This window comes from Microbispora sp. H11081, assembly GCF_012999535.1.
GTDB lineage: Bacteria > Actinomycetota > Actinomycetes > Streptosporangiales > Streptosporangiaceae > Microbispora.
The window spans coordinates 102,485-124,816 of the sequence record NZ_JABBWV010000008.1 but is presented as its reverse complement, the minus strand read 5'-3'; the positions used below and the strand labels follow the sequence as shown (position 1 = coordinate 124,816).

19 protein-coding genes and 1 riboswitch are annotated in these 22,332 nt (G+C 71.7%); of the genes, 8 read left to right on the top strand and 11 right to left on the bottom strand.

Features of this window, described 5'->3' with window-relative positions:
• Nucleotides 1–75 precede the first annotated feature (75 nt).
• Nucleotides 76–2,433: a glycoside hydrolase family 3 N-terminal domain-containing protein gene (locus tag HHX31_RS21190; protein WP_169950065.1), complete on the bottom strand. Its 2,358-nt coding sequence runs from the start codon at nucleotides 2,431–2,433 to the stop codon at nucleotides 76–78.
• Nucleotides 2,434–2,615: 182 nt separating this feature from the next.
• Here HHX31_RS21190 and HHX31_RS21185 point away from each other — a divergent pair, with 182 nt between their 5' ends.
• The 3 genes from HHX31_RS21185 to HHX31_RS21175 all read left to right on the top strand — a co-directional run bounded on the left by HHX31_RS21185 (nucleotide 2,616) and on the right by HHX31_RS21175 (nucleotide 8,808).
• Nucleotides 2,616–3,659: a LacI family DNA-binding transcriptional regulator gene (locus HHX31_RS21185; RefSeq protein WP_169950064.1), complete on the top strand. Its 1,044-nt coding sequence runs from the start codon at nucleotides 2,616–2,618 to the stop codon at nucleotides 3,657–3,659.
• A 438-nt stretch (nucleotides 3,660–4,097) separates the two neighbouring features.
• The gene (locus tag HHX31_RS21180; RefSeq protein WP_169950063.1) at nucleotides 4,098–7,382 is read left to right on the top strand and encodes an amidase family protein; all 3,285 of its coding nucleotides are present in this window, start codon (nucleotides 4,098–4,100) and stop codon (nucleotides 7,380–7,382) included.
• Between the two features lie 166 nt (nucleotides 7,383–7,548).
• A complete protein-coding gene (locus HHX31_RS21175) occupies nucleotides 7,549–8,808 on the top strand; it encodes an MFS transporter (protein ID WP_169950062.1) in 1,260 nt (419 codons plus the stop codon).
• A 16-nt stretch (nucleotides 8,809–8,824) separates the two neighbouring features.
• Here the strand turns inward: HHX31_RS21175 and HHX31_RS21170 are convergent, their stop codons facing one another.
• Complete coding sequence (locus HHX31_RS21170) at nucleotides 8,825–9,460, bottom strand: class I SAM-dependent methyltransferase (protein WP_169950061.1); 636 nt, start codon at nucleotides 9,458–9,460, stop codon at nucleotides 8,825–8,827.
• 238 nt (nucleotides 9,461–9,698) lie between these two features.
• On the opposite strand from HHX31_RS21170, the gene HHX31_RS21165 reads away from it, so the two are divergent.
• The 3 genes from HHX31_RS21165 to HHX31_RS21155 all read left to right on the top strand — a co-directional run bounded on the left by HHX31_RS21165 (nucleotide 9,699) and on the right by HHX31_RS21155 (nucleotide 12,511).
• Nucleotides 9,699–10,397: a peroxiredoxin gene (locus tag HHX31_RS21165; RefSeq protein WP_169950060.1), complete on the top strand. Its 699-nt coding sequence runs from the start codon at nucleotides 9,699–9,701 to the stop codon at nucleotides 10,395–10,397.
• 68 nt (nucleotides 10,398–10,465) lie between these two features.
• On the top strand, nucleotides 10,466–11,839 hold the full coding sequence (locus tag HHX31_RS35230; protein ID WP_169950059.1) for a D-arabinono-1,4-lactone oxidase: 1,374 nt from the start codon (nucleotides 10,466–10,468) through the stop codon (nucleotides 11,837–11,839).
• Between the two features lie 201 nt (nucleotides 11,840–12,040).
• Nucleotides 12,041–12,511, top strand: a complete 471-nt coding sequence (locus HHX31_RS21155) for an SPW repeat protein (protein ID WP_169950058.1) — start codon at nucleotides 12,041–12,043, stop codon at nucleotides 12,509–12,511.
• Between the two features lie 72 nt (nucleotides 12,512–12,583).
• Here the strand turns inward: HHX31_RS21155 and HHX31_RS21150 are convergent, their stop codons facing one another.
• Nucleotides 12,584–12,871 (bottom strand): DUF6295 family protein, encoded by a 288-nt coding sequence (locus HHX31_RS21150; protein ID WP_169950057.1) that lies wholly within the window; start codon nucleotides 12,869–12,871, stop codon nucleotides 12,584–12,586.
• Between the two features lie 10 nt (nucleotides 12,872–12,881).
• Complete coding sequence (locus HHX31_RS21145) at nucleotides 12,882–13,625, bottom strand: dienelactone hydrolase family protein (protein ID WP_169950056.1); 744 nt, start codon at nucleotides 13,623–13,625, stop codon at nucleotides 12,882–12,884.
• Between the two features lie 309 nt (nucleotides 13,626–13,934).
• Nucleotides 13,935–14,077: riboswitch (cyclic di-AMP (ydaO/yuaA leader) on the top strand.
• Nucleotides 14,078–14,467: 390 nt separating this feature from the next.
• Here HHX31_RS21145 and HHX31_RS21140 point away from each other — a divergent pair.
• Nucleotides 14,468–15,058 (top strand): CHAP domain-containing protein, encoded by a 591-nt coding sequence (locus tag HHX31_RS21140; protein ID WP_169950055.1) that lies wholly within the window; start codon nucleotides 14,468–14,470, stop codon nucleotides 15,056–15,058.
• A gap of 28 nt (nucleotides 15,059–15,086) precedes the next feature.
• Here HHX31_RS21140 and HHX31_RS21135 read toward each other — a convergent pair whose 3' ends face one another.
• The gene (locus tag HHX31_RS21135) at nucleotides 15,087–15,734 is read right to left on the bottom strand and encodes a DUF305 domain-containing protein (RefSeq protein ID WP_211590109.1); all 648 of its coding nucleotides are present in this window, start codon (nucleotides 15,732–15,734) and stop codon (nucleotides 15,087–15,089) included.
• A 491-nt stretch (nucleotides 15,735–16,225) separates the two neighbouring features.
• On the opposite strand from HHX31_RS21135, the gene HHX31_RS21130 reads away from it, so the two are divergent.
• Entirely contained in the window at nucleotides 16,226–17,026 is an 801-nt protein-coding gene (locus HHX31_RS21130) for an IclR family transcriptional regulator C-terminal domain-containing protein (RefSeq protein ID WP_169950053.1), read from the top strand.
• A gap of 170 nt (nucleotides 17,027–17,196) precedes the next feature.
• Here HHX31_RS21130 and HHX31_RS21125 read toward each other — a convergent pair whose 3' ends face one another.
• The 6 genes from HHX31_RS21125 to HHX31_RS21100 form a co-directional block, all read right to left on the bottom strand.
• The gene (locus HHX31_RS21125) at nucleotides 17,197–17,841 is read right to left on the bottom strand and encodes a DNA alkylation repair protein (protein ID WP_211590152.1); all 645 of its coding nucleotides are present in this window, start codon (nucleotides 17,839–17,841) and stop codon (nucleotides 17,197–17,199) included.
• 139 nt (nucleotides 17,842–17,980) lie between these two features.
• On the bottom strand, nucleotides 17,981–18,946 hold the full coding sequence (locus HHX31_RS21120) for a zinc-binding dehydrogenase (RefSeq protein WP_169950052.1): 966 nt from the start codon (nucleotides 18,944–18,946) through the stop codon (nucleotides 17,981–17,983).
• A gap of 54 nt (nucleotides 18,947–19,000) precedes the next feature.
• The gene (locus HHX31_RS21115; protein WP_169950051.1) at nucleotides 19,001–19,360 is read right to left on the bottom strand and encodes a hypothetical protein; all 360 of its coding nucleotides are present in this window, start codon (nucleotides 19,358–19,360) and stop codon (nucleotides 19,001–19,003) included.
• Nucleotides 19,357–20,220, bottom strand: coding sequence for an extradiol ring-cleavage dioxygenase (locus HHX31_RS21110; protein ID WP_169950050.1), 864 nt, complete (start codon nucleotides 20,218–20,220; stop codon nucleotides 19,357–19,359). Before HHX31_RS21110 ends, HHX31_RS21115 begins: the two co-directional genes overlap by 4 nt.
• Before the next feature lie 17 nt (nucleotides 20,221–20,237).
• Nucleotides 20,238–21,059, bottom strand: a complete 822-nt coding sequence (locus HHX31_RS21105; protein ID WP_169950049.1) for a citryl-CoA lyase — start codon at nucleotides 21,057–21,059, stop codon at nucleotides 20,238–20,240.
• Nucleotides 21,052–22,233 carry a CaiB/BaiF CoA-transferase family protein gene (locus tag HHX31_RS21100; protein ID WP_169950048.1) on the bottom strand — a complete coding sequence of 394 codons (1,182 nt, stop codon included), beginning with the start codon at nucleotides 22,231–22,233 and terminating at the stop codon, nucleotides 21,052–21,054. The genes HHX31_RS21105 and HHX31_RS21100 overlap by 8 nt, the downstream gene beginning before the upstream one ends.
• Nucleotides 22,234–22,332 lie beyond the last annotated feature (99 nt).

The following is a 22,332-nucleotide window of genomic DNA, read 5'->3' as shown; positions in this document are numbered from 1 at the left end:
GTGGAGCGGCGGCCGCTCCGGGCAGGAAGATGCGGCAGACGGGCGGCCACGCCGCCCGCCTGCCGTGCGGCGTGGTCAGGAGGCCGGGTCCGGCGTCCGCACGTGCGTGGTGAGCCGCCTGGCCCGGCCGAGCACGACGGTGTCGCCGGTCAGCAGGATCTCGGCGCTCAGCGGGCGGTCGGCGGCGGACGGGCCCGCCGTGAGCGCGATCACCCCCGGCTCGACGATCCTGCGCAGCTCGGGGCCGGTGTAGGAGAAGGCGTCCGCGGGCACGTCGAAGACCACCTCGCGGGTCTCGCCGGGGGCGAGCGGCACCCGGGCGAAGCCGACGAGCTGCGCCACCGGCCGGGCCACCATCGCGACCGGGTCCGAGGCGTACAGCTGCACGACCTCCTCCGCCGCCCTGGCGCCGGTGTTGGTGATGGTCACCCGCGCCTCGACGGTGCCGTCCGTGGGATACCGCTCCGCCGAGGTCGTCAGCGCGTCGTAGCTGACCGTCGTGTACGACAGGCCGTGGCCGAAGGGGAACGCGGGGGTCGGGTCGGACACGGAGATGCCGTCCGTCCGCAGTCCCAGGGGCGGCTGCAGGTACGTGGAGGGGTTGACGAAGGGGGAGCCGGGGATCTGCACGGGCAGCCGGCCCGAGGGCTCGACCCGGCCGCTGAGCACCCCCGCGATCGCCGCGCCTCCCTCCACGCCCGGCAGGAACGCCTGGAGCGCGGCGGCGGCCCGCTCCACGTAGGGACCCACCGCGTACGGGCGGCCGGACACGACGACCAGCACGACCGGCGTGCCGGTGGCCAGGACCGCCTCGGCCAGCTCGCCCTGGACACCGGGCAGGCCGAGGTGGTCGGCGTCGCAGCCCTCGCCGGAGGTGCCGTTGCCGAACAGTCCGGCCCGGTCGCCGACGAACAGCAGCACGAGGTCGGAGTCGGCGGCCAGCGCGGCGGCCTCGGCGATGCCGGAGGCGTCGTCGCCCGACACGTCCGCGCCGCGCGCGAACCGCAGGTCGGCGGCGGGGAACTCGGCCCGCAGGCCGTCGATGACGGGGGCGACGGGCAGGCCCATGCCGTGGTCGGGGAAGCGGTCGAGCACGTGGTTGGGGAAGGCGTAGCAGCCGAGCAGCGTCTGCGGGTCGTCGGCGCACGGGCCGACGACGGCGATCCTGGTGGGGGTCCCGGCGGCCAGCGGCAGCACGCCCGCGGGGTTGCTCAGCAGCACGACGGAGCGCTCGGCGACCGTGCGGGCCAGGTCGCGGTTGCGGGGGCCGTCCAGGTCGACGTCGCCCGCGCCCTCGGGCACGAGGGGGCCGCCGTCGAGCAGGCCAAGCTCGATCTTCTGCACCAGCACACGGCGGACCGCCTCGTCGACCAGGGACTCCGCCACGCGGCCCGCCCGGACCTGCTCGACCAGGCGCTCGCCGTAGCCGACGGTCTCCGGCAGTTCCACGTCGATGCCGGCGCGCAGCGCGATGACGCCCGCGTGCGCCTCGTCCTCGGCCACGCGGTGGTTCATCGCGAGGAACGGCACCGCCCAGTAGTCGGCCACGACCGTGCCGTCGAAGCCCCACTGGTCGCGCAGCACGCGCCGCAGCAGGTCGGCGCTTGCGGCGACAGGGACGCCGTCGACGTCGGTGTAGGAGTTCATGACCGAGCGGGCGCCGCCCTCGCGGATCGCCGTCTCGAACGGCGGGAGGATGACGTCGGCCATCTCGCGGGGGCCGATGCTGACCGGGGCGTGGTTGCGGCCCGCCCGGGAGGCGGCGTAGCCGGCGAAGTGCTTGAGCGTCGCGATGACGCCGGCCTCCTCGATGCCGCGCACGTACGCCGCGCCGATCTGGCCGACGAGGTAGGGATCCTCGCCGAGGCTCTCCTCGACCCTGCCCCACCGGTAGTCGCGCACCACGTCGAGGACGGGGGACAGGCCCTGGTGGACGCCGACCGCCCGCAGGTCGTCGCCGATGGCCCTGGCCATGCGCTGGACCAGCGCGGGGTCAAAGGTCGCCGCCCAGGCCAGCGGCGTGGGATAGGCGGTCGCGCCGTACGTGGCGAACCCGGTCAGGCACTCCTCGTGCGCGATGGCGGGGATGCCGAACCGGTTGGCCGCCACGACCTGCTCCTGAAGGGACCGCAGCCCGGCCGCGCCCTCGGCCGGGCTCACCGGCGCCGTTCCGTACACGCGGGTGAGGTGGCCGACGCCATCGCGGATCCGGTCGGCGAGGTCGGTGCCGTCCTTCATGAACAGGTCCTGCAACGGGGCGACGTTGCCCGACGCCGCCTGGGATCCGGTGGTCGAGATGTCGACCCAGACGGAACCGAGCTGGGCGACCTTCTCCTCCAGCGTCATCTCGGTCAGCAGCGCCTCCACGCGCTCGTCGAGAGGCCGCTCGGCGTCCCGCCAGGGCGCGATGCCCGGCGCGTCTACGAATGTCATGACATCCCTTGTTTGTCGATCCACCGCGTGGGGCTCGGCCCCCGATGACCGAAAGTTTCAAGATTGGGACCGATAGTTTATGTGGACTCTAGGTCGCTGTGCTGGAGGCCGTCAAGGAATCGGACGCGAGATATCCGAAACATTCGGGTGATTGTCCGAAAACTGGAGGCTAAACTGCGGCCATGACGACGACCAGGGAGCCGACGCCTCCGGAACGCACGCCCTCCCGGCCGCTGACCATCGCCCAGATCGCCGAGCTGGCGGGGGTGTCCCCGGCGACCGTCTCCAAGGTCGTCAACGGCAGGTCCGAGGTCGCCCCCGAGACCCGCGCACTGGTCGAGGAGCTGATCCGCGAGCACGGATACCGCAGGCAGAAGAAGCGCCCCGCCTCGGCCCCGCTCGTCGAGCTGGTCTTCCACGAGCTCGAGGGCGCGTACGCCATGGAGGTCATCAAGGGGGTCGAGCAGGTCGCGCGCGAGCACGACCTCGCGGTGGTCGTCTCCGAGCTGCAGGAGCGCAGACCGCCCGCCAGGGGATGGCTGGAGGGCGTCATCGGCCGTCGCCCCTGCGGGGTGATCGTGGTCTTCTCCGGCCTCACCCGGGCTCAGCATGAGCAGTTCAGGACCCGGGACATCCCCGTGGTGCTGGTCGATCCCACCGGCGATCCCGGGCACGAGCTTCCCTCGGTGGGCGCGGGCAACTGGAGCGGCGGCCTGTCGGCCGGGCGCCACCTGCTGGAACTGGGACATCGGCGCATCGCGCTCATCACCGGTCCCGCCCACGCCCTGTCCAGCCGCGCGCGGCTCGACGGGTTCCGCGCCGCCATGGACGCCGCGGGCGTGCCGACAAATCCGGAGCTCGTCCGGCAGGGCGACTTCAGCGCGGAGGACGGCCTTGCGCACGCCCGCTCCCTGCTCGCGCTGCGCCGGCGCCCGACGGCCGTGTTCGCCTTCAACGACGCACAGGCCATGGGCGTGTACCAGGCGGCCCACGAGCTGGGGCTGCGCATCCCCGACGAGCTGAGCGTGGTCGGCTTCGACGACCTGCCGATGGCGCAGTGGCTCATCCCCGCGCTGACGACGGTCCGCCAGCCGCTGACCGAAATGGCCGCCGCCGCGACGACCATGGTGGTCGCCCTCGCCCGGGGAGAAACCCCGCCGCAGAATCGCCTCGAACTCACCACCAGCCTCGTCGTGCGCGGCAGCACCGCCGCCCTCGCCGCCTGAACTTTCGGATCTCGGGAAGAAATTCGGAGCCCCGGCCGATCCGGTGACGCTCTCCGCACCGAAGTCGTGGGAAGCGTACGGCGAATCGGGATGCGGATATCGGGTCCGGCCGTGGTGAGACCGGTGCGATCGGCGGAGTGGCCGCCGGTGCACCTCCTCGCCGGACGCATACTCCGCCGGGTAGAAATTTCGATCTAGACCCGAAAATTTCGGTGCCACCCGCGTCACGGTGGCTGAGCGCGCATCGAGAAGCGCCTGCTCTCGTCGCCAGGCCCCTCCCACGATCAGGGCTTTGTGCCGCTCTGCGCCACCCATTAGTGCCGCAGTGAAATTTGTCGGGATGATCCCTGTTTCAGGGCGGGAACGTTTCGGACATTCAGCCGTAACTGATCATTTATAGCGTCTCGCGCATCACCGGGTTTCCCCAAGGAGCACCTCGTGCGCAAGGCTCGTCCCGTCCTCTGTTCTCTCCTCACCCTTTCCCTCGTCATCCCGCTCACGGCGGCGCCGGCGTCCGCCGAAGCGCCGCCGAAAGATCCCGCGAAGGGCCACCGGCCACCCGTACTCGATCTGGAGACGCTCACCGGCGCGCAGGCCGAGGCCATGATGGAGCAGGGTCAGCTCACCTCCGTCGAGCTCACCCAGATGTACATCGACCGGATCAACGCGCTGAACAAGCGCGGACCGGGCCTGAACGCCGTCACGCAACTCAACGCGGACGCCCTCAAGGAGGCCGCCGAGGCCGACAGGCAACGGGCGAAGGGGCAGGTCCTCGGGCCCGCGCACGGGCTGCCGATCCTGCTGAAGGACCTCATCGACGTCAAGGGCATGTACACCTCGGCCGGCAACTACTCGCTGCGTAACTCGTTCCCGGCGACCGACGCGGGCATCACCAAGAAACTGCGCGAGCACGGGGTGGTCATCCTCGGCAAGGTCGGCCTGTCGGAGTACGCCAACAGCTTCGGCAACCAGCCGTCCGGGTTCGCGAACCTCACCGGGCAGGTCATCAACGGCATCGACGCCGACCAGAATCCCAGCGGCTCCTCCTCCGGTACGGGCGCGGCGATGGCCGCCGCGATGTCCACGCTGGGCATCGGCACCGAGACCTCCGGCTCGATCATCAGCCCGTCGAGCGCGCAGAGCCTCGTCGGGCTGCGGCCGACCGTCGGGCTCGTCCCGGGGTACGGCATCGCGCCGATCAGCGCCTCGCAGGACACGGCGGGGCCGATGGTCCGCAGCGTGTCGGACGCCGCGATGACCCTCCAGTCGATCGCCGGGCCCGACCCGGACAACGACGCCGGATACCGCGCCGTCTTCGGCGACGACTACCTGAGGACCGGTGTCATCCCCACCCCGCCCGCCCAGGTGCCGGACTACATGAAGGCCCTGGACCTCGGCTTCGTCAAGGGCAAGAAGATCGGCTACAACGGCACGCTCACCGAGGGCAGCCCGCTCAAGATCGCGTACGACGCGCTGGTCGCCGCCGGCGCGATCATGGTGCCGCGGCCGACCGTGTCGATCCCGGCGATCCCCGACCTGCCCAGCGGGTACGAGCAGCACAAGAGCATCGACGAGTACTACAAGCGCCTCGGCTCGCAGGCGCCGATCAAGTCGCTGGCCGAAGAGGTGGCCGACAACCAGGCCAACGCCCACCAGGCCCTGAAGTACGGCAACAGCCGCCACCTCAGCGCGCTGAACGCCGACGTCACCCCCGGCGGGGCCAACGAGACCGCCTACCGGGCGAACCTCCCCGTACGCAAGGCGGCCTGGCACAAGGCCATCGACGACATGATGACCTACCCCGGCTCCGACCCCTCCCAGCCCGCCGACCCCGTGATCGCGATCCTCGGCAGCGTGCCGAACGGGCCGCAGGCCGGGTACCCGGCGATGACGATCCCGATGGGGTACAACGCCACCACCCGCCGTGCGGTCAACGTGCAGATCCACGGCAGCGCGTACGACGAGTACGACCTGATCGGCGTCGGCTACGTAATCGAGCAGTCCACGAAGCTGCGCCAGACGGCCGGCAACGTGAACCCCAGCATGTACCGGTGCGCGCCCACCGTCCCGGCGGGGCCGTACGCCTCGCGCGGGCACTGCAACCCCGCCTACGACACGATTATGAAGATGCTCGGCGGCGCGCCGGCGTTGCTGCCGTTCTCGCTGGAGACCGAGTCGGCGCAGAGCCTGTCCGCGCGGCTCGCCGCGGGCACGCTCACCTCGGAGGCCCTGGTCAAGGCGTACCTCTACCGGATCGCGCTCACCAACGCCGAGGGCCCGGCCATCCAGGCGGTACGCTCCATCAACACCGAGGCGATCAAGGAGGCCCGCAAGGCCGACAAGGAGCGGGAGAAGGCGGCCAAGGACAAGAAGGGCAAGCATGACCCGCTCGGCCCGCTGGCAGGCCTTCCCGTCCTGGTCAACGACGGGTTCGACGTGAAATCGCTGCCGACGACGGGCGGCTCGATCGCCCTGCAGGACCTGCGGCCGGCGAAGGACTCGACGGTGGTCGCCAAGCTCAAGGCCGCCGGGGCGATCATCCTCGGCAAGACGAACATCACCGAGTTGAACGGTGTGTTCGACGCGAACCTGCCGGAGGGGTACTCCTCCCTCGCCGGTCAGGTGCTGCTTCCGTCGGACACCGACAAGACTCCGGCCGGGTCGTCCGCGGGATCGGCGGCGGCGACGGCCTCCGGGCTGGCGGCGTTCACCGTCGGCATGGAGACCTCGCCCGACTCCGCCCAGCTCGTGGCCCCCGCCGACGCGGCCGGCGTCGTCGGGCTGAAGCCGACCGTCGGGCTGGTCAGCCGCACCGGCACGCTGCCGGTCGCCAAGTCGCAGGACGCCCCCGGGCCGATCACCCGTACCGTGTACGACGCGGCGGCGGCGCTGACGGCGATGGCCGGGGCCGATCCGGCCGACCCGGCGACGAAGGACGCGCACGTGAAGGACTACACGGCGGGCCTGTCGAAGACCGCCCTGCAGGGCGAGCGGATCGCCGTCCTATCGAGCACGTCCGAGCCGTACCCGGCGGTGGTGAGCGCCCTGCAGTCGCTCGGGGCCACGACGACCACGGTGACCGTCGGCACCCCGAGCCCCAACCCGGTGAGCATCGTGAGCCGGGAGTTCAAGCGCGACCTGAACGCCTACCTTTCGGGCGCCGGGCGCGGGCCCGGGGCGAGGTCCCTGCAGGACGTCATCGACTACAACGACGCCAACCCGGTCGAGGGGCTGAAGTACCAGCAGGGTCAGCTGCTCGACGCGCAGGCCGTGGACCTGTCGGATCCGGCCACCGGCGCGGCGTACACCTCCGATCTGCAGGCGGGGCGGGCGTCCGCCCGCGCGCTGATCGACGGCATCCTCGCCAACGGGACCCCCGGCGACCCGTCGGACGACTTCGACGCGGTGCTGGTGCCGTCCGGCAACGCGCTCGTCGGTCACGCCGACCGCGCGGGCTACCCGGTGCTGACCCTGCCCGCGGGGTACGGCGCCACCAACAGCTCGGCGGGCCGCAACCCGATCGGCGTCGCGCTCGTCGGCACGGCCTTCAGCGAGGCGACCCTGCTCGCCGACGGCTACGTCCTGGAGCAGGCGACCGCCGTCCGGCTCGCGCCCAGCTACACCAACCCGAGCATGTGGCGGTGCGTGCCCGGCAGCACGTTCTTCACGGGAGAGCTGTGCAACCCGGGTGACCGCCTCCTGCAGCCCGGCCCGCGCCGCTGACCACTCCGATTCGAAGGTCCTTGAGGTCCGTCCCGAAGGCCCGCGCCGCCCGGCGCGGGCCTTCGGCCTTCCCGTGATCGCCTGGAGAGCACCGGTCGCCGGACCTTGACCGCGATCAGGGTAAAGTACGCGAAATGATCGATATGTCCTGGTCAGTGAGGTAAGGGTGGCGGGGGTACAGGCAGTTCTGAAGCGTGTCGCCCTCGACACCCGGCCCCTGGCCATTCCCGCGTACCGGCGGCTGCTGGTGGGCCAGGGCGTCTCGTTCGTCGGCTTCCAGCTCACCTCGGTGGCCGTGAGCGGGCAGATCTACAGCATCACCGGGTCGTCCCTGTGGGTGGGCCTGCTCGGGCCGGTCAGCCTCGTCCCCCTGGTCGTCTTCGGCCTGTGGGGCGGCGCCGTCGCCGACGCGATGGACCGTCGCAGGCTCCTGCTGGCCGGCTCGGTGGTGGCCTGGCTGTCCACCGTCGCCCTGCTGCTGCACGCCTGGTCGGGACTGGGCAACGTCTATCTCATCCTCGCGGTCATCGCCCTGCAGTCGATCGGCTTCGCCGTGACGTCTGCGACGCGCGGGGCGATCATCCCCCGCATCGTGCCCACCGAGCGGGTCCCCGCGGCCAACACGCTCAACTTCCTGGTCAGCAGCATCGGCACGGTGGCCGGGCCGCTGCTGGCCGGGCTGGTGCTCGCCAAGGGCGGGTACGCGACGGCGTACCTCATCGACGCGGTCCTGTTCGGCGCAGGCTTCTACGCGGCCGTGCGACTGCCGGCGCTGACGCCCGTCGGCGAGATCTCCCGGCCGGGCCTGAGGTCGGTCGTCGACGGGCTCGCGTACGTGGTGAGCAAGCCCGTCGTGCTCATGTCGTTCGTGGTGGACATCATCGCCATGGCGTTCGCGATGCCGAGGGCGCTGTTCCCCGAGATGACGGCCGAGCGTTTCGGCGGGTCGGCGGTGGCGTTCGGCTGGCTGTCGGCGAGCATCGCGATCGGCGCGGTCGTCGCCGGGGTGTTCTCCGGGTGGGTCGGCCGGGTGCGCAGGCAGGGGGTGGCGCTCACGCTCGTGATCGCCCTGTGGGGCGTCACGGTCACCGCGGCGGCGCTGGCGCAGCCGTTGTGGCTGGTGGTGGGGCTGCTGGCGATCGGCGGCGCGACCGACCTCGCCTCCGCCGTGTGGCGGCAGACGATCCTGCAGACCTACGCGCCGGACGAGATGCGCGGCCGCCTGCAGGGGGTGTTCATGGTCGTCGTCGCAGGCGGGCCCCGCCTGGGCGACCTGCGGGCGGGCGCGTCCGCGGACGCCTTCGGGCTCGTGCCCTCCTGGGCGGGCGGCGGCCTGATGTGCGCCGTGCTCGTCCTGGTGGCCGGCTTCGCCGTGCCCGCGTTCCGCAGGTACGACGCGCTCGCGAGCCGTTCCGACTCCCGCTGAGCGGCCCGGCCGGGTCTCAGGGCCGGGCCTCGCCGCGTACGCAGAAGGAGATGGGGCTGCGGAAGCGCCCGGGGAAGACGAAGGCCTCCAGCGGCCCGACCGTGAAGCCGGCGGCCTCGACGGCCGCCACGCTGTCGCGGCCCGTGTGGCAGCCGCCGGTCAGATGCGGCCACACGGTCACGTCCAGCAGGTCCTGCGCACTGGCCCAGCCGCCGGGGCCCGCGCGGACGTGTTCGAGGAAGCGGAGCCGCCCGTCCGGAGCCAGCACGCGGCGGATCTCCCGCAGCCCCGCCACCGGATCGGGCAGCGAGCACAGCACGAACGACACCACCGCCGCGTCGAACTCGCCGCTCGCGGCGGGGAGCCGGTCGGCAAGGCCGCCGACGACCTCGATCCGCGCCCGGGACCGGCGGGCGGCGCCGGCCGCGGTCGCCCGCAGCCGCGGCTCCGGCTCCACGGCCAGCACGCCCGTGACGGACGGCGGGTAGCGGGAGAAGTTGAGCCCGTTGCCCGCGCCGACCTCGATCACCCGGCCGGACAGCCCGGCCACCAGCGCATCGCGCTGCTCGGCCATGCCGTGCCGGTCGAGCACCCCGCTGAACCACGTGTAGAAGCGGGCGAACAGCGGATGGCTGACCTCGGTCACCGGCATGGCGTCCCCTTCCCTTTCTCCTTTCATTCCCCGTGCGCGGGCGGAGCGGTATTACCGAATCCGGGTGATACCGGCCGTGGTCGCCCCCGGTTCTGGCGGGTAGGGGGCCCGATGACGACGCGGTGCGTGCGCGATGGACGTCGCGGCGGATGACGCGGTGCGCCACGTGGTGCCTGAGCGATGGATGACGCGGTGCGTGACGCGGCGGGACGCCGCGGCGTGCGGAAAGGAAGCCACCATGACCTCTGCCGTCACCTCCTCAGCCACCCCCTCCGTGACCCCTGGGGTGGAACCCGCCGCCCGGCTGCCCCTGATCGGCGACAGGGCGCCGGACTTCGAGGCCGAGAGCACGCGGGGTCCGGTCCGGCTCGCCGACTACGCGGGGCGCTGGCTCGTGCTGTTCAGCCACCCGGCCGACTTCACCCCGGTGTGCACCACCGAGTTCGTCGCGTTCACGGAACTGGCGCCGGAGTTCGCCGCCCGGGACGTCGCCCTGCTCGGCAACTCGATCGACTCCGTGCACAGCCATCTGGCCTGGAGCCGGGCGATCGAGGACAAGCTCGGCGTCAGGATCCCCTTCCCGATCATCGCCGACCTCGACATGCGGGTGTCCCGCGCGTACGGCATGCTCCACCCGAACGCGTCGGCGACGGCGGCGGTCCGCGCGGTGTTCGTCATCGACCCGGAGTCTGTGGTCAGGGCGATCCTCTACTACCCGATGAACGCGGGGCGGATGGTCCCCGAGATCCTCCGGCTCGTGGACGCGCTGCGGACCGCCGACCGCGACGGCGTCGCCTGCCCGGCCAACTGGCGGCCTGGCGACGACGTGCTGCTGGCCGCGCCGAAGACCGAGGCTGAGGTGGAGGCCAGGCTGGCCGACGATCGGCTTAATCGCGTCGACTGGTATCTCGCCGCGCTGCCCGGCCGCGGCGCCTGACCCCCGTACGCTCCGCCTCGTCGCGGAAGGAGGCGACCGCACGGCCCTTGGTCCGGTAGAACTCTTTTGTGACTCACAAAGTGACAAACTGGGCGGGCAACATCACCTTCCGGGCCGAGTCGGTCGAGCGTCCCTCCTCCGTGGAGGAGACGCGCGGGCTGGTCGCGCGTGGCGAGAAGATCCGCGTCCTGGGCAGCGGCCACTCCTTCAACCACATCGCCGACTCCCCGGGCCTGCTGGTCTCGCTGGACGCGCTGCCACCGGAGATCGAGATCGACAGCGCGTCGTCGACGGTCCGGGTCGCCGCGAGCGTCCGCTACGGGGAGCTGGGCCGCCGCCTGCACGACAAGGGCTACGCCCTGCCCAACCTCGCGTCGCTTCCGCACATCTCGGTCGCGGGCTCCTGCGCGACCGGCACCCACGGCTCGGGCGACGCCAACGGCGGCCTCGCCACGTCCGTACGCGAGATCGAGATGGTGACCGCGGGCGGCGACCTCGTCACGCTGCGCCGCGACACCGACGGAGGCCGCTTCCCCGGCGCGGTGGTCGCGCTGGGCGCGCTCGGCGCCGTCGTCGCCATGACGCTCGACGTCGTGCCGTCGTTCGACGTCCGCCAGCGCGTGTACGAGGGCCTGCCGGCCGAGGTGCTGGGCGAGCAGTTCGACGCCGTCATGTCCGCCGCGTACAGCGTGAGCCTGTTCACCGACTGGCGGACCTCCCGGATCAACCAGGTCTGGGTGAAGGAACGCGTGGACGCCGCCCCCGGCGCCGTCGTGGACCCCGCCGAGGCGGCGGCCGTGAGCGGCCTCGCCGAGGACGTCGCCGCCGGTGGGCTGGAGGGCGCCACGGCCGTGGGAGGCCTCCATGGCGCGGAGCCGGGCGGCGGCTTCTTCGGGGCGACCCCCGCCGACGGCCCGAGGCACCCCGTTCCTGGCATGTCCGCGGTGCACTGCACCACCCAGCTCGGCGTGCCCGGCCCCTCGTTCGAGCGGCTGCCGCACTTCCGGCCGGACTTCACCCCCAGCAGCGGCGAGGAGCTCCAGACGGAGTTCATGGTGCCCCGGCGGCACGCGGTCGCGGCGTTCCGCGCGCTCGGCGAGATCCGCGACCGAATCGCGCCGGTGCTGCAGATCTCCGAGATCCGCACGATCGCCGCGGACGACCTGTGGCTGAGCCCGAGCCAGGGCCGCGACACGGTGGCCTTCCACTTCACCTGGATCAAGGACCCCGGCGCCGTGACGCCCGTGGTCACCGCGATCGAGGAGCGGCTCGCGCCGTTCGGCGCACGGCCCCACTGGGGCAAGGTCTTCACCCTTGAGCCCGGCGTCCTGCGGTCCCGCTATGAGCGCCTGGACGACTTCGCGGCGCTGGCGCGGCACTTCGATCCCCGGGGCGTGTTCGCCAACGAGTTCGTCGAGCGGTACGTCCTCGGCCGCGCCTGACGACCCCGCCCACGAGACCGGCCCAGGCCGCCCGCGCTCCGTGGGCGGCCTGTCCATCTGCCGGGCAGATGTCGTCCATCTGTTTCCTGCGGGTCTCGCGACCTCCCCCTCGCCGCCTGCGGCGTTGCATGATGCGAAGGAGGGTCCGCGGAGGGGGAGACCCGAGGCCGCGGCCCTGCCGGGGGAAAGAGGTGACGCATCATGGTGCGACCAGGTCTGGCACGACGTCCGGACGCGACGGAGCTACGCCAGACGTACGATCGCGCGGGCTCGACCGTTCCCGCGCAGGTCATGGATGGAGTGACGCTCCTCGCCGGGCTGTATCTCGCCGTCTCGCCGTGGGTCGTGGGCTTCGCCGGTCTAGGCGGCCTCGCGATCAACAACCTGATCGTCGGGCTGACGGTCGCGGCGCTCGCGCTGGGCTGCGCGTCCGCGTTCGGCCGCACGTACGGCATGAGCTGGGTGCTCCCGGTGCTGGGCGCCTGGACGGTCATCGCGCCGTGGGTGATCAGCGGCCGGCCGGCGACCACCGCCACCATCTGGAACAACGTGGTCACCGGGGCGATCATCTTCCTGTTCGGCCTCGGCGCGCTGGCGTTCGCCGCCAACTATCGGCAGCACGAGCACGGCGGCGGCCGGCGGGGCGTCGGCGCACCGGGCGGCGAGTGGTAGCGGCAGGCCAGGACGGCGGCTCGCACGGCGGCGGCGGATCTCCGGGTCCGCCGCCGTCGTCGTACGACGCGGTCAGGCGGGGGCGGACCCGCCTGCGGCGGAGGCGAGGCCGGGCGGCGCGGCGGCCAGGGCCCGGTGGATCGCGTCGACCAGTGCGAGCGCGGCCTCCTCGGTGAGCTCGATCGCGACCCGGGCCGACGGACCCTCGGCCGGGTTCGTGAGGTCGATGTTCACCGTGTGTTCCTGGCAGGCATGGTAGGGATGGTCGATGTAGACCATGCCGTCGGTGACCGTGAACCAGCCGGACGCGCCCTTGGCCGCGCCGTCGATCCGGATCTTCTCAGTGAGATAGGTGCACATCTGGTCCTCCTCAGGCGGCGAGGTGGCGGCCGAAGAAACCGAAGACCTTCTTCCAGCCCTCCACGGCGGCGGCGGGACGGTAGTTCGGCCGGTCCACGGAGAAGAAGGCGTGGCCGGCGTCGGGGAAGACGTGGAACTCGTGTTCCTTGCCGAGCTTCGTCAGTTCGGCGTCGAGCTCCGCGACCTCCTCCGGCGAGGGGAACTTGTCGTCCGCGCCGAAGAGCCCGAGCAGCGGGCAGGACAGGTCGGAGGCCCGCGAGATCAGCGGCCCGGCCTTGAGGGGGAACTCGGCGGGCGGCGGGGTGACGACGAAGGCCCCGTAGCAGTCGACGGCCGCGTCGAGCTGGAGTGAGCAGGCGGCCAGGAACGTCTGCCTGCCACCGGAGCAGTAGCCGATGACACCGATCCTGCCGTTCGCGTGCTCAAGGCCCCTGAGGTAGGCCGCGGCACCGGCGACGTCGCCGACGAGCTGCTCGTCCGGGACGCCCCCCTTGGCCCGGGCCGCCGCGGCCTGGTCGTCCGGGCTGACGCCGGCGCCCTCGCGGGAGTAGAGGTTGGGGCAGATCGCCGCGTACCCGTGTGCGGCGAACTTGCGGACGATCTCCTTGGTGGCCTCGTCGTACCCGGGCATGTGGTGGATCACCACGACCCCGCCGTGCGGGCCGGAGTCGAGCGGCCGGGCGGCGTACGCCTCGAGATCAGCGCCTTCGTGTCCGGTGACGGCGACCGTGCCGGCCCACATCGCGTCGGTCATTGAAATCCATCCCCCTGTGATCACGGTGGTACGCGGCCGGGTGAGGTGGCCGCGCCGGGAGACCACGATAGTAGTTGCTTTGGTTAACTAAATTCCGGGTTGTCCGGACCCGGTGATGCCCCGGGCGCAACCTGCCGTACGGCTGTGTGGCACATCTCACCGAGGGCGGGCCGCGACCGTGAGGACCAGCGAGAGTGTCGTACGGCAGTGGCCGGAGTGAGACGGTTTGCCGGGATTTGGATCGTTTCTTACCTGTTATCTACTATGCTTCCCGTGTCTCGCCGGTAGTGCGGTCCTCAACCCGAGGACGGCCGGCGACCGCCGAATCCCGGACGTCATCTATCCCGGGAACCGGGGACCCATGTCTCCTGGGGTGAATCCGGATCATCCGGTAGGGCTACTCCCGGCCCGAACCCGTCAGCTAACCCGGTAGGCGGCCGAGGAGAGGAGAGCGTGGAGTGTCGGCTCCACCTGCCCACTGGTCCGGATCGCATCGACGGACCACCTGCCCCGCCCTGGACGTCTCCAGGCATTCCCGGGTGATGACACGCCCATAAAGGGCCGCCCCGTCTCCCGTTCCTGATTCCGCCCCGCCGAGGCCGTGCCCTCGTACGGCCATGCCCTCGTACGGCCATGCCGTCATGCCGTCGTGCCGCCATGCGGTCACGTCATGCCGGTCACGCACCGGCGGGCCGGTTCGTCATGTCTCGAAGTGCCATGAGGAGCCTCCGATTTCCAGCGATCCCATAGCAAGTCAGCTGCTCGACGCCGTCCGCCCTGAGCTGGGCTACCGCGAACGAGCGGGGAAACATACGAAGTTCGGCGAGTGGTACGCCGACAACGTGGCCAAGGACCCCGACTTCAAGACCGCCCCCTGGTGCGACATGTTCGTCTCCTGGGCGGCGAATCGGGCCGGGGTGCAGGACCACGTGGGCGAGTTCGCGCTGACCACGCGGCACGCCAAGTGGTTCAAGAAGAAGCAGGCCTGGAGCGACAAGCCCGAGCCGGGCGCCGTGGTCTTCTTCGACTGGGCGGGCACCAAGAACATCCGCGACATCGACCACGTCGGCGTGGTCGAGAAGGTCGTGGGCGGCAAGGTCCACACGATCGAGGGCAACGTCGACGGCGTGTGGCTGAAGCGGAAGGTGCGCGACAAGAACAAGATCGTCGGCTACGGCCTGCCGCGCAAGGTCAAGGTGACGCCCAAGGCGCCGGTGACGGTCGAGCCCGTGGCCGCGGTGAACGCGAGCGTCCAGGCGCCGTCCACCACCAGGAACATGGCGGCGGAACAGGGGCGGTCTCCCGACGTCGTGTGGATGCCCGGCGACGCCGTCCTGCCGGCCGGTCTGCTCTGCGCGCTGGTCTCCACCGCGGTGACGGGGCTCCGGGTCAAGGCCGCCGCGGCGCCTTCCTGGGGGCGGCACCGCAGGTGACCTCCCCGCGTTCAGGGACGGCCGGGTCTCACCTCAGGAGGCCCTTCATCTCCTTGATCTCGGCCGTCTGGCCGGCCGCGATGGACGTCGCCAGCCGCCGGGCCGGTTCGTACACTCCGGTGCGCAGTTCGTCGCGCGCCATGGTCACGGCGCCTTCGTGGTGCCGGATCATCATGGTGAGGAATTCCCGGTCGAAGGCCCGCCCAGACAGCCCTTCGAGGCGCCGCAGTTCCTCGGGGGACATCATTCCGGGCATGGCGTGGTGGGCCGGTGCGGCGCTCTCGTCGGGCACCCGCTTGCCCCAGGCGGTGAGCCAGCCGCTCATCGTCCGGATCTCGCCGTCCTGGGCGGCCCCGATCCGCTCGGCGAGCCGCTTGACCCGGGCGTCCGCCGCCCGGCTCGGGGCCAGCTTCGACATTTCCACCGCCTGACGATGATGCGGGATCATCATCTCGGCGAACATGACGTCGTGCTCGTTGTGGCCGGCCGCCGGTGTCGTGGCCGCCGGTGTAGTGGGTTCCGGTGTGGTGGGCGCTGGTGTGGTGGGCGCCGGTGCGGGGACGGCTTGTTCGGCGGGCGGGCCCGCCGTTCCGGCGAAGGCGGCGGCGCCGTGCCCGGCCGTGCCGCCCAGCAGACCGGCAGCCAGCAGGGCCGAGGACAGGACGCGTCCCCTCATCGCAACCACCTCCGTAGTCGTCGGGGCCAGTGGTTCTGAAAGCCCAGTGGTTCTGAAAGCCCAGTGGTTCTGAAAGCTCAGCGGTTCTGAAAGCCCTGTGGTCATGAAGCGCGGTCGTCCTGGAAGCGCGGTGGTCACGGCGGGCCCCACCGCTGCGGGTGGGTCGCGCGTCCGGCCCGCCGGGCGCGACCTCCAGAGCTCCCGCGACCTCTCGTACAAGGAAGCGCGACCCCCGCTCACCGTCCGCCTTGGGAGAGGTGCCCGGCCGGCCGCGGGTCATGCCTCCTCCTGCCCTTCCGCCCGTCTCGCAGGCCACGTTGACGCGGACATAGGTCCGCTGAGCGGTCATGTCAGAGGATTCGGCTGCCGTCCCTGTCGTTACGGCGATGTAAACGCGTGCGTCCTGGTCGACTCCTCCCGCCGCCAGGCGGACAGCGGCAGGAGGCCAGGGTCTAGAGTTGACTCGGCGAGTTCGAGCGGAAGAGGTGCTCATGGCGCGAGGCGACACCGGACCTGACTTCATCGAGGCGCTGGCTCGCGGCCTCGATGTCATCAGGGCGTTCCAGCCGGGGCGTCCGGTCATGTCCCTGACCGAGGTGGCGGCCGCGACCGGCCTGGCCCGGCCGACCGCGCGGCGCATCCTGCTCACGCTGCAGGAGCTCGGCTACGCCCGGCCGGAGCAGGGTGGCTTCGCCCTCACCCCGCGCGTGCTGGAGCTGGGAGTCTCCTACGTCCGTTCGACGGGGCTGTGGGAGGTCGCCCGGCCGCATCTGGAACGGCTGGTCGCCCAGACGCACGAGTCGTCGTCGATCGCGCAGCTCGACGGGTCCGACATCGTGTACGTCGCCCGGGTGGCCGTGCCGAAGATCGTCGCTCTGTCGGTGCAGATCGGGACCCGGTTCCCGGCGCTGCAGACGTCCCTGGGCAAGGTGCTGCTCGCCGCGCTGCCGCCGGACGAGCTGGAGCGGGTGCTGGCCGAGCCGAGCCGGTCGGGCATCGAGCCGCGGTGGCGGCCCGGCAGGCAGGAGCGCGACGCGATGCTGCGCGAGGTGCGGGCCAAGGGCTGGGCGCTGACCGACGAACAGCTCGCCCTCGGGATCAGGTCGGTGGCCGCGCCGCTGCGCGACGGCTCGGGGAAGGTCATCGCGGCGGTCAACGTGAACAGCCATGCCGCCGAGACCTCCCTGGACAGGCTCACGGGGGAGCACCTGCCCCTGCTGCTCACGACGGCCGGGGCGATCAGCGCCGACTGGGCGCTCTACGAGTCGGTCCCGCAGGTCACGGCGTCCTAGTGCGCTGTCCACCGGCATTCACCGGGCTTGAGGGAGCGGAGCGGGCTTCGCGAGGACCGGAGTTTCCTTCCGGCGCAGTGACCGACCCGCCCCGCAGTGACCGACCCGGCCAAGGTTCGTGGACCCTCCACCAGGGAGTGTCGTGGCGCGCGTGAGCGCGGACCGGCCTCCTAACCGGCGTGCTGCCGGCGCACCATCTCGGTGATCCAGACGGGGGCGTACGGGGACGTGCAGCCCGGGGAGGTCGGGTAGTCCTTGAGCACCTCCAGGCGCTCACCGATGCCGATCGCACGGGCGCGGTGCTCGGCGTGTTCGATCCCGATCTGCGCCAGGCAGTGGTTCATCGCCCACTGCAGCCGGTCCGGCGCGTTCTTCATCTCCGCCTCGATGACGTCGAGCAGTCCGGCTAGGTCGAGGTCGCCGGGCTTTCTCGTGACGCGTTCCGTGGTCAGCGCCCAGCCGGCACTCGCGACCACCGGGTCGGAATCGGCGGACCAGGCCAGGCGCAGTTCTTCGGCGTGCGGGCTCTTCTTCACCACGTAGTTCACGAGCCAGTCATGCACCTTGGGCGCACGCGCCTCGCGCAGCATGGCGTCCAGTTCGTCCCGCTCGAACGCCTTCGGACGGCAGATCAGGATCGCCAGCAGTCGCGCGGCGGTGTCACCCGTCTCCCAGAGCCGGCGGGCGAGTTCCTGCTGCGTCTTCAGGCGCTTGGCGATCGCGCGCAGTTTGCCGAGGTTCACACCGTGATCGTCACCGTGCCTCTCGTTGACCTCGCGTGCCTTCGGATCATCGAGGCCGGCCAGTTCGGCCATCACCTCGGCCACCATCGCCTCGGTCGGCGTTGTCTCGGTCGGCTTCGTCTCCGCCACTTCGGCCTCCTGCCCGGTCCCGGCCATCGCGTGAGAGGCCAAGCCTAGGAGTCCCCGCGCGTCCGCTCCACCGTCTTCGGTCTCAGGACGATGCCCCGGGGACGAGGACGATCCGCCCGGAGGCGGCGCCGGCGGCCTGGCGTGTCCAGGCGGCGGCGCACTCCTCCAGCGGGACGCGCTCGTGGGCGACGGACAGCCGCCCGGCCACGGACTGCCCGGCCACGAACGCGATCGAGGCGGCCCGCTGCTCCGGGGTCAGCTCGTTGTTGGTGTATCCCAGCAACCGCAGCGACCTGCCGCGCAGCGTGGAGGAGCCGATCGGGCAGGTCTCGTCCGCCGAGGAGCCGAGGTTGACCCACCGGCCGCCCGCCCGCAGCGCGTGGGCCGCGGCGGCCGCGGGCACGCCGAAGAGCGGGTCGAGCACGAGGTCGGCGGGTCCGTCGCAGGCCTCGGCGAAGCGGGCCGCCAGCGTGGCGACGTCACCGGTGTCGAGCGCCACCACGGCGTCCGCGCCCGCCCGCCGGGCGCGCTCCGCGGCGGTGGGGGAGCGGGCGCCCGCGACGACTCTGCGGGCTCCGGCGGTCCGCGCGATCTGTACGGCGGCCTGCCCCACCACGCCGCCCGCGCCGAGCACCACCACCTGCTCGCCGGGGGCGAGCTCGCCGCGCCAGGTCAGCGCCATGTGCGCGGCGACGGCCGAGAGCCCGAGCGCGGCGACCTCGACGGGATCGGCGCCCGCGGGCAGTTCGACGAGGTCGCGGGCGGGCACGGCGGCCGTCTGCGCCATGCTGCCGTCGCCTGGCGCCATCCCGGCCGTGGTCGCGAACCACACCGGCCGCCCGTCCGCGATCCCGGCCCCCTGCACCCCCGGCACGTACGGCGTGCGCGGCCGGCCGAAGTAGGAAGTGCCGCTCGCGCAGAGCAGGTCGAGCGGCGTGACGGGCGCCGCCACGACCTCGACCAGCGTCTCGCCGGGCCCGCCGACGGGCACGGGGAGGTCGGCGGCCACCGGGGGCCTGCCGGGTTCCACGATCTGTGCCGCCCGCATGTTCCGCCTTTCGCTGAAGCTCGCCGCCATGGCCGCTCGCCGTCCGGGGGTGACTCAGGTCGCGATGTCGGGATACGGCATGGACATGTGGGCCAGCCGCCTGGCGTACTCGGTCTGGAAGCCCAGCGGCTCGTGGTCGCGCTCGAACATCGCGATGAACAGCGTGAGCGTGAGGAACGGGTGCGCGCCCAGCTCGAACAGCTTCGGGTAGTCGTGGCCGGCCAGCGCCTCGCGCTCCGCGTCCTCGAATCGCAGCCAGGTGGACGCCTCGCCGCCGTGGCAGCTCAGCAGCCGGTTGGCGTGCTCGGCCTCCCACCACTCGACCATGCCCCTGGGGTCCTCGCGGTAGCGCTCGACGAGGTCGGGATCGCGGTCGACGGTGAACAGGAACTTGTTCAGCAGATACTTGCTCACGCCACGCCTCCGTTGGGGTACCAGGTGAAGTAGGCCTCCATGGTGTGGAACAGGTCGTAGGTGTCGACGTGGTCGGCCTTGGCGCCCTCGCCCGCGACACCCATCATCAGCATGAAGTCCATGAAGCCGTGCGTGGCGTTGCCGGGCAGGTGGAGGCTGTCGAGGGTGACCTCGGACAGGCAGCCCTCGATGTCGCCCGAGGAGATCCACTCGACCGCCTTCCTGTCGAACTCGGGGTCGGGCCCGTGCGGGCCGAACTGGCGCGGCCCGCCGAGCTCGAGCGACAGGTGCCCGGTGCCGATCACGGCGACCCGCTTGTCCGCCGGCCACGACTCCACCAGCTCCCTGATCGTGCGGCCGAGCTGCACGAACCGCTTCGGCCGCGGCAGCGGCGGCGCGAAGATGTTGGTGTAGATCGGCACGATCGGCAGGTCGTTCTGCGGGCGCAGCGTGATGATCGGGCACGTGATGGAGTGGTCGATCCGCAGCTCGTTGGAGAAGGCGAGGTCGAAGCCCGCGTCCAGGCCCTCCCGCAGGATGTACGCCGACAGGTCCTCCTGGCCGGTGAAGAGCATCCGGGGCAGGCCGAACTCGCGTTCCTCGTTGTACCAGTTCGCGTCGTAGAACGGCGCCTTGCCGACGAGGAACTGCGGCATGTTGTCGAGCCAGAGCTGATGGAAGTGGTCGGAGCCGACCATGACCAGCACGTCGGGCCGCGCCTTCGTCAAGGTCTCACGGAACGCCTCGACCTTGCGCACCCACTCGTCGGCGAAGGGCGGGCGGTCCTCGCCGGTGGCCGTGCTGGCGCGGTAGTAGAACGGGTGATGGGTGGACGCGATCACCGCGACCAGTTCAGCCATGCGAGCCTCCAGCTGCGTCAGGGGGTGTAGGGCTCGGGGTCGACGGACCGGTTGTTGAGGTCCACCGACAGGAAGATCTCGTTCGCCACCGGGCGGCGCAGCTCCTCGGCGAGCTGCCCGATCAGGCCTGCCGTACGGGCGAGCAGGGCGAAGCCGCGCAGCAGTTCGAGCGGCAGGCCGAGGTCAGCCAGCGCCGCGCCGCAGACGCCCGCGCCGTTGAGCGGGAGCGTCTTGCCCAGCACCCGCGGATGCACCCGGCCGATCGCGGTGAACAGCGACAGATGCGGCCCGACCAGATTCTCCTCCGCGGCGATCGCCAGCAGCCGGGGAGTGCGGGGGTCCCCCTCCTTGTGCACGTGGTGGCCGAGGCCGGGGACGAACCGCCCGGCCTGCCGGCTGGCCCGTACGGTCTCCAGCGCGAGGGCGTCCCAGCCGTCGTCGGCGGAGGGGAGCGGGCCGTCCTGCGCCGCCAGCACCTCGTGCAGGAAACGGCCGCAGTCCTCGGTCACGCCGAGAAAGCGCGACCCGCCGCCGAGCAGCCCGGCCGCGAGCGCGCCCTGGATCGAGTCGGGCGCGGACAGGTACGTCAGCCGGGTGACGATCGCGGTCGGCGTGAACCCGTGGTCGGCCAGCGCGGCGAGCACGGCCTCGAACACCCGGGTCTCACCCGGAGTGGGCCTGCGCTGCGCGGCCAGCCAGAACGCGAGCTCGCCGAACCCGACCTTGCCCATCACGTCCTCGGCCAGGTCGCAGCCGAGCAGCGTGATCGACTTCGGCGAGGACGCCCCCAACGCCGTGGGGTACGACGGCCGCTCGATCATCTCGGGCCGGTCAGACATCGTCGTCCTCCTCCTGAGTCAGCCACTTACGCAGCTCGTCCCCGTGCTCGTCCAGCTCCGGCGGCGGCAGCCGGTAGGCGGCGGGGGTCGCGGAGAACCGGATCGGGTGCCGGGTGGTCGGTACGGCGCGGTCGCCCTCGCCCACCTCCACGACCGGGTCGAGCCCGAAGCGCTCGGCCATGGCGAACCCGCCGTCGATGGTGTTGATCGGCCCGCACGGCACCCCGGCGGCGACCAGCAGGTCGAACCACTCAAGCGCGCCGCGCGTGGCGAGCCGTCCGACCAGGATGGGGCGCAGTTCCTCCCGGCGCTCGGTGCGGCCGGCGTTGCGCGCGAAGCGCGGGTCGTCGGCGACCTCCGGGATGCCGAGCACCTCGCACAGCCTGCGGAACTGGCCGTCGTTGCCTGCCGCCACGATGAGGTCGTTGTCTGCGGTCGGCAGCGGTTCGTAGGGGAACACGCTGGGGTGGGCGTTGCCCATCCGGTAGGGGACCACGCCCCCGGCGACGTACGCGGAGCTGTGGTTGACCAGGCCGGTCAGCGCCGAGGACAGCAGGTTGACCTCGACGTGCTGGCCCTGCCCGGTGGCGTCGCGGTGGCGCAGGGCGGCGAGCACGCCGATGGCGGCGTGGTTGCCCGCCATCACGTCGAAGACGGAGATCCCCGCGCGGTACGGCGGTCCCTCCGGGTCGCCGGTGAGGCTCATCAGGCCCGACATGGCCTGCACCATGAGGTCGTAGCCGGGCACGTCACGGCCCGCGCCCGAGCCGAACCCGCTGATCGAGGCGTACACCACGCCGGGGTTGGCCGCGTTCACCGAGGCGTAGTCGAGCCCGTACTTGGCGAGCCCGCCCGGTTTGAAGTTCTCCACCAGCACGTCGGCGCGGCGGGCCAGTTCCCTGGCCACCCGGGCGTCCGCCTCGTCGCGCAGGTCGAGCGCGATCGACCGCTTGCCCCTGTTGACGCCCAGGTAGTAGGTGGACACGTCGCCGCGTACGGGCGGGGTCCAGGTGCGGGTGTCGTCTCCCGTGGGCCCTTCGACCTTGACGACCTCGGCGCCCATGTCGGCCAGCAGCATGGTGGCGTACGGCCCGGCCAGGACGCGCGAGAAGTCGGCCACCAGCACGCCGGACAGCGGCCCGCCTCCCCGCTCGGGCGCGGTGTCGTCTGTCATCGGGCTCCCCCTCGTCGCTGTGAGTCTGTCCGCTGAACGGACATTAGTCCGTGACTCCGATTCTGGCATAGACCTCGTTCTGCGCGGCCGGGCGAGCCG

What these genes read in the sequence shown, in the direction of transcription:
- HHX31_RS21190 (WP_169950065.1), bottom strand. Translation starts at nt 2,433, where the DNA reads ATGACATTCGTAGACGCGCCGGGCATCGCGCCCTGGCGGGACGCCGAG.
- HHX31_RS21185 (WP_169950064.1), top strand. Translation starts at nt 2,616, where the DNA reads ATGACGACGACCAGGGAGCCGACGCCTCCGGAACGCACGCCCTCCCGG.
- HHX31_RS21170 (WP_169950061.1), bottom strand. Translation starts at nt 9,460, where the DNA reads ATGCCGGTGACCGAGGTCAGCCATCCGCTGTTCGCCCGCTTCTACACG.
- HHX31_RS21165 (WP_169950060.1), top strand. Translation starts at nt 9,699, where the DNA reads ATGACCTCTGCCGTCACCTCCTCAGCCACCCCCTCCGTGACCCCTGGG.
- HHX31_RS21155 (WP_169950058.1), top strand. Translation starts at nt 12,041, where the DNA reads ATGGTGCGACCAGGTCTGGCACGACGTCCGGACGCGACGGAGCTACGC.
- HHX31_RS21150 (WP_169950057.1), bottom strand. Translation starts at nt 12,871, where the DNA reads ATGTGCACCTATCTCACTGAGAAGATCCGGATCGACGGCGCGGCCAAG.
- HHX31_RS21145 (WP_169950056.1), bottom strand. Translation starts at nt 13,625, where the DNA reads ATGACCGACGCGATGTGGGCCGGCACGGTCGCCGTCACCGGACACGAA.
- HHX31_RS21135 (WP_211590109.1), bottom strand. Translation starts at nt 15,734, where the DNA reads ATGAGGGGACGCGTCCTGTCCTCGGCCCTGCTGGCTGCCGGTCTGCTG.
- HHX31_RS21130 (WP_169950053.1), top strand. Translation starts at nt 16,226, where the DNA reads ATGGCGCGAGGCGACACCGGACCTGACTTCATCGAGGCGCTGGCTCGC.
- HHX31_RS21125 (WP_211590152.1), bottom strand. Translation starts at nt 17,841, where the DNA reads ATGGCCGAACTGGCCGGCCTCGATGATCCGAAGGCACGCGAGGTCAAC.
- HHX31_RS21120 (WP_169950052.1), bottom strand. Translation starts at nt 18,946, where the DNA reads ATGCGGGCGGCACAGATCGTGGAACCCGGCAGGCCCCCGGTGGCCGCC.
- HHX31_RS21110 (WP_169950050.1), bottom strand. Translation starts at nt 20,220, where the DNA reads ATGGCTGAACTGGTCGCGGTGATCGCGTCCACCCATCACCCGTTCTAC.
- HHX31_RS21105 (WP_169950049.1), bottom strand. Translation starts at nt 21,059, where the DNA reads ATGTCTGACCGGCCCGAGATGATCGAGCGGCCGTCGTACCCCACGGCG.
- HHX31_RS21100 (WP_169950048.1), bottom strand. Translation starts at nt 22,233, where the DNA reads ATGACAGACGACACCGCGCCCGAGCGGGGAGGCGGGCCGCTGTCCGGC.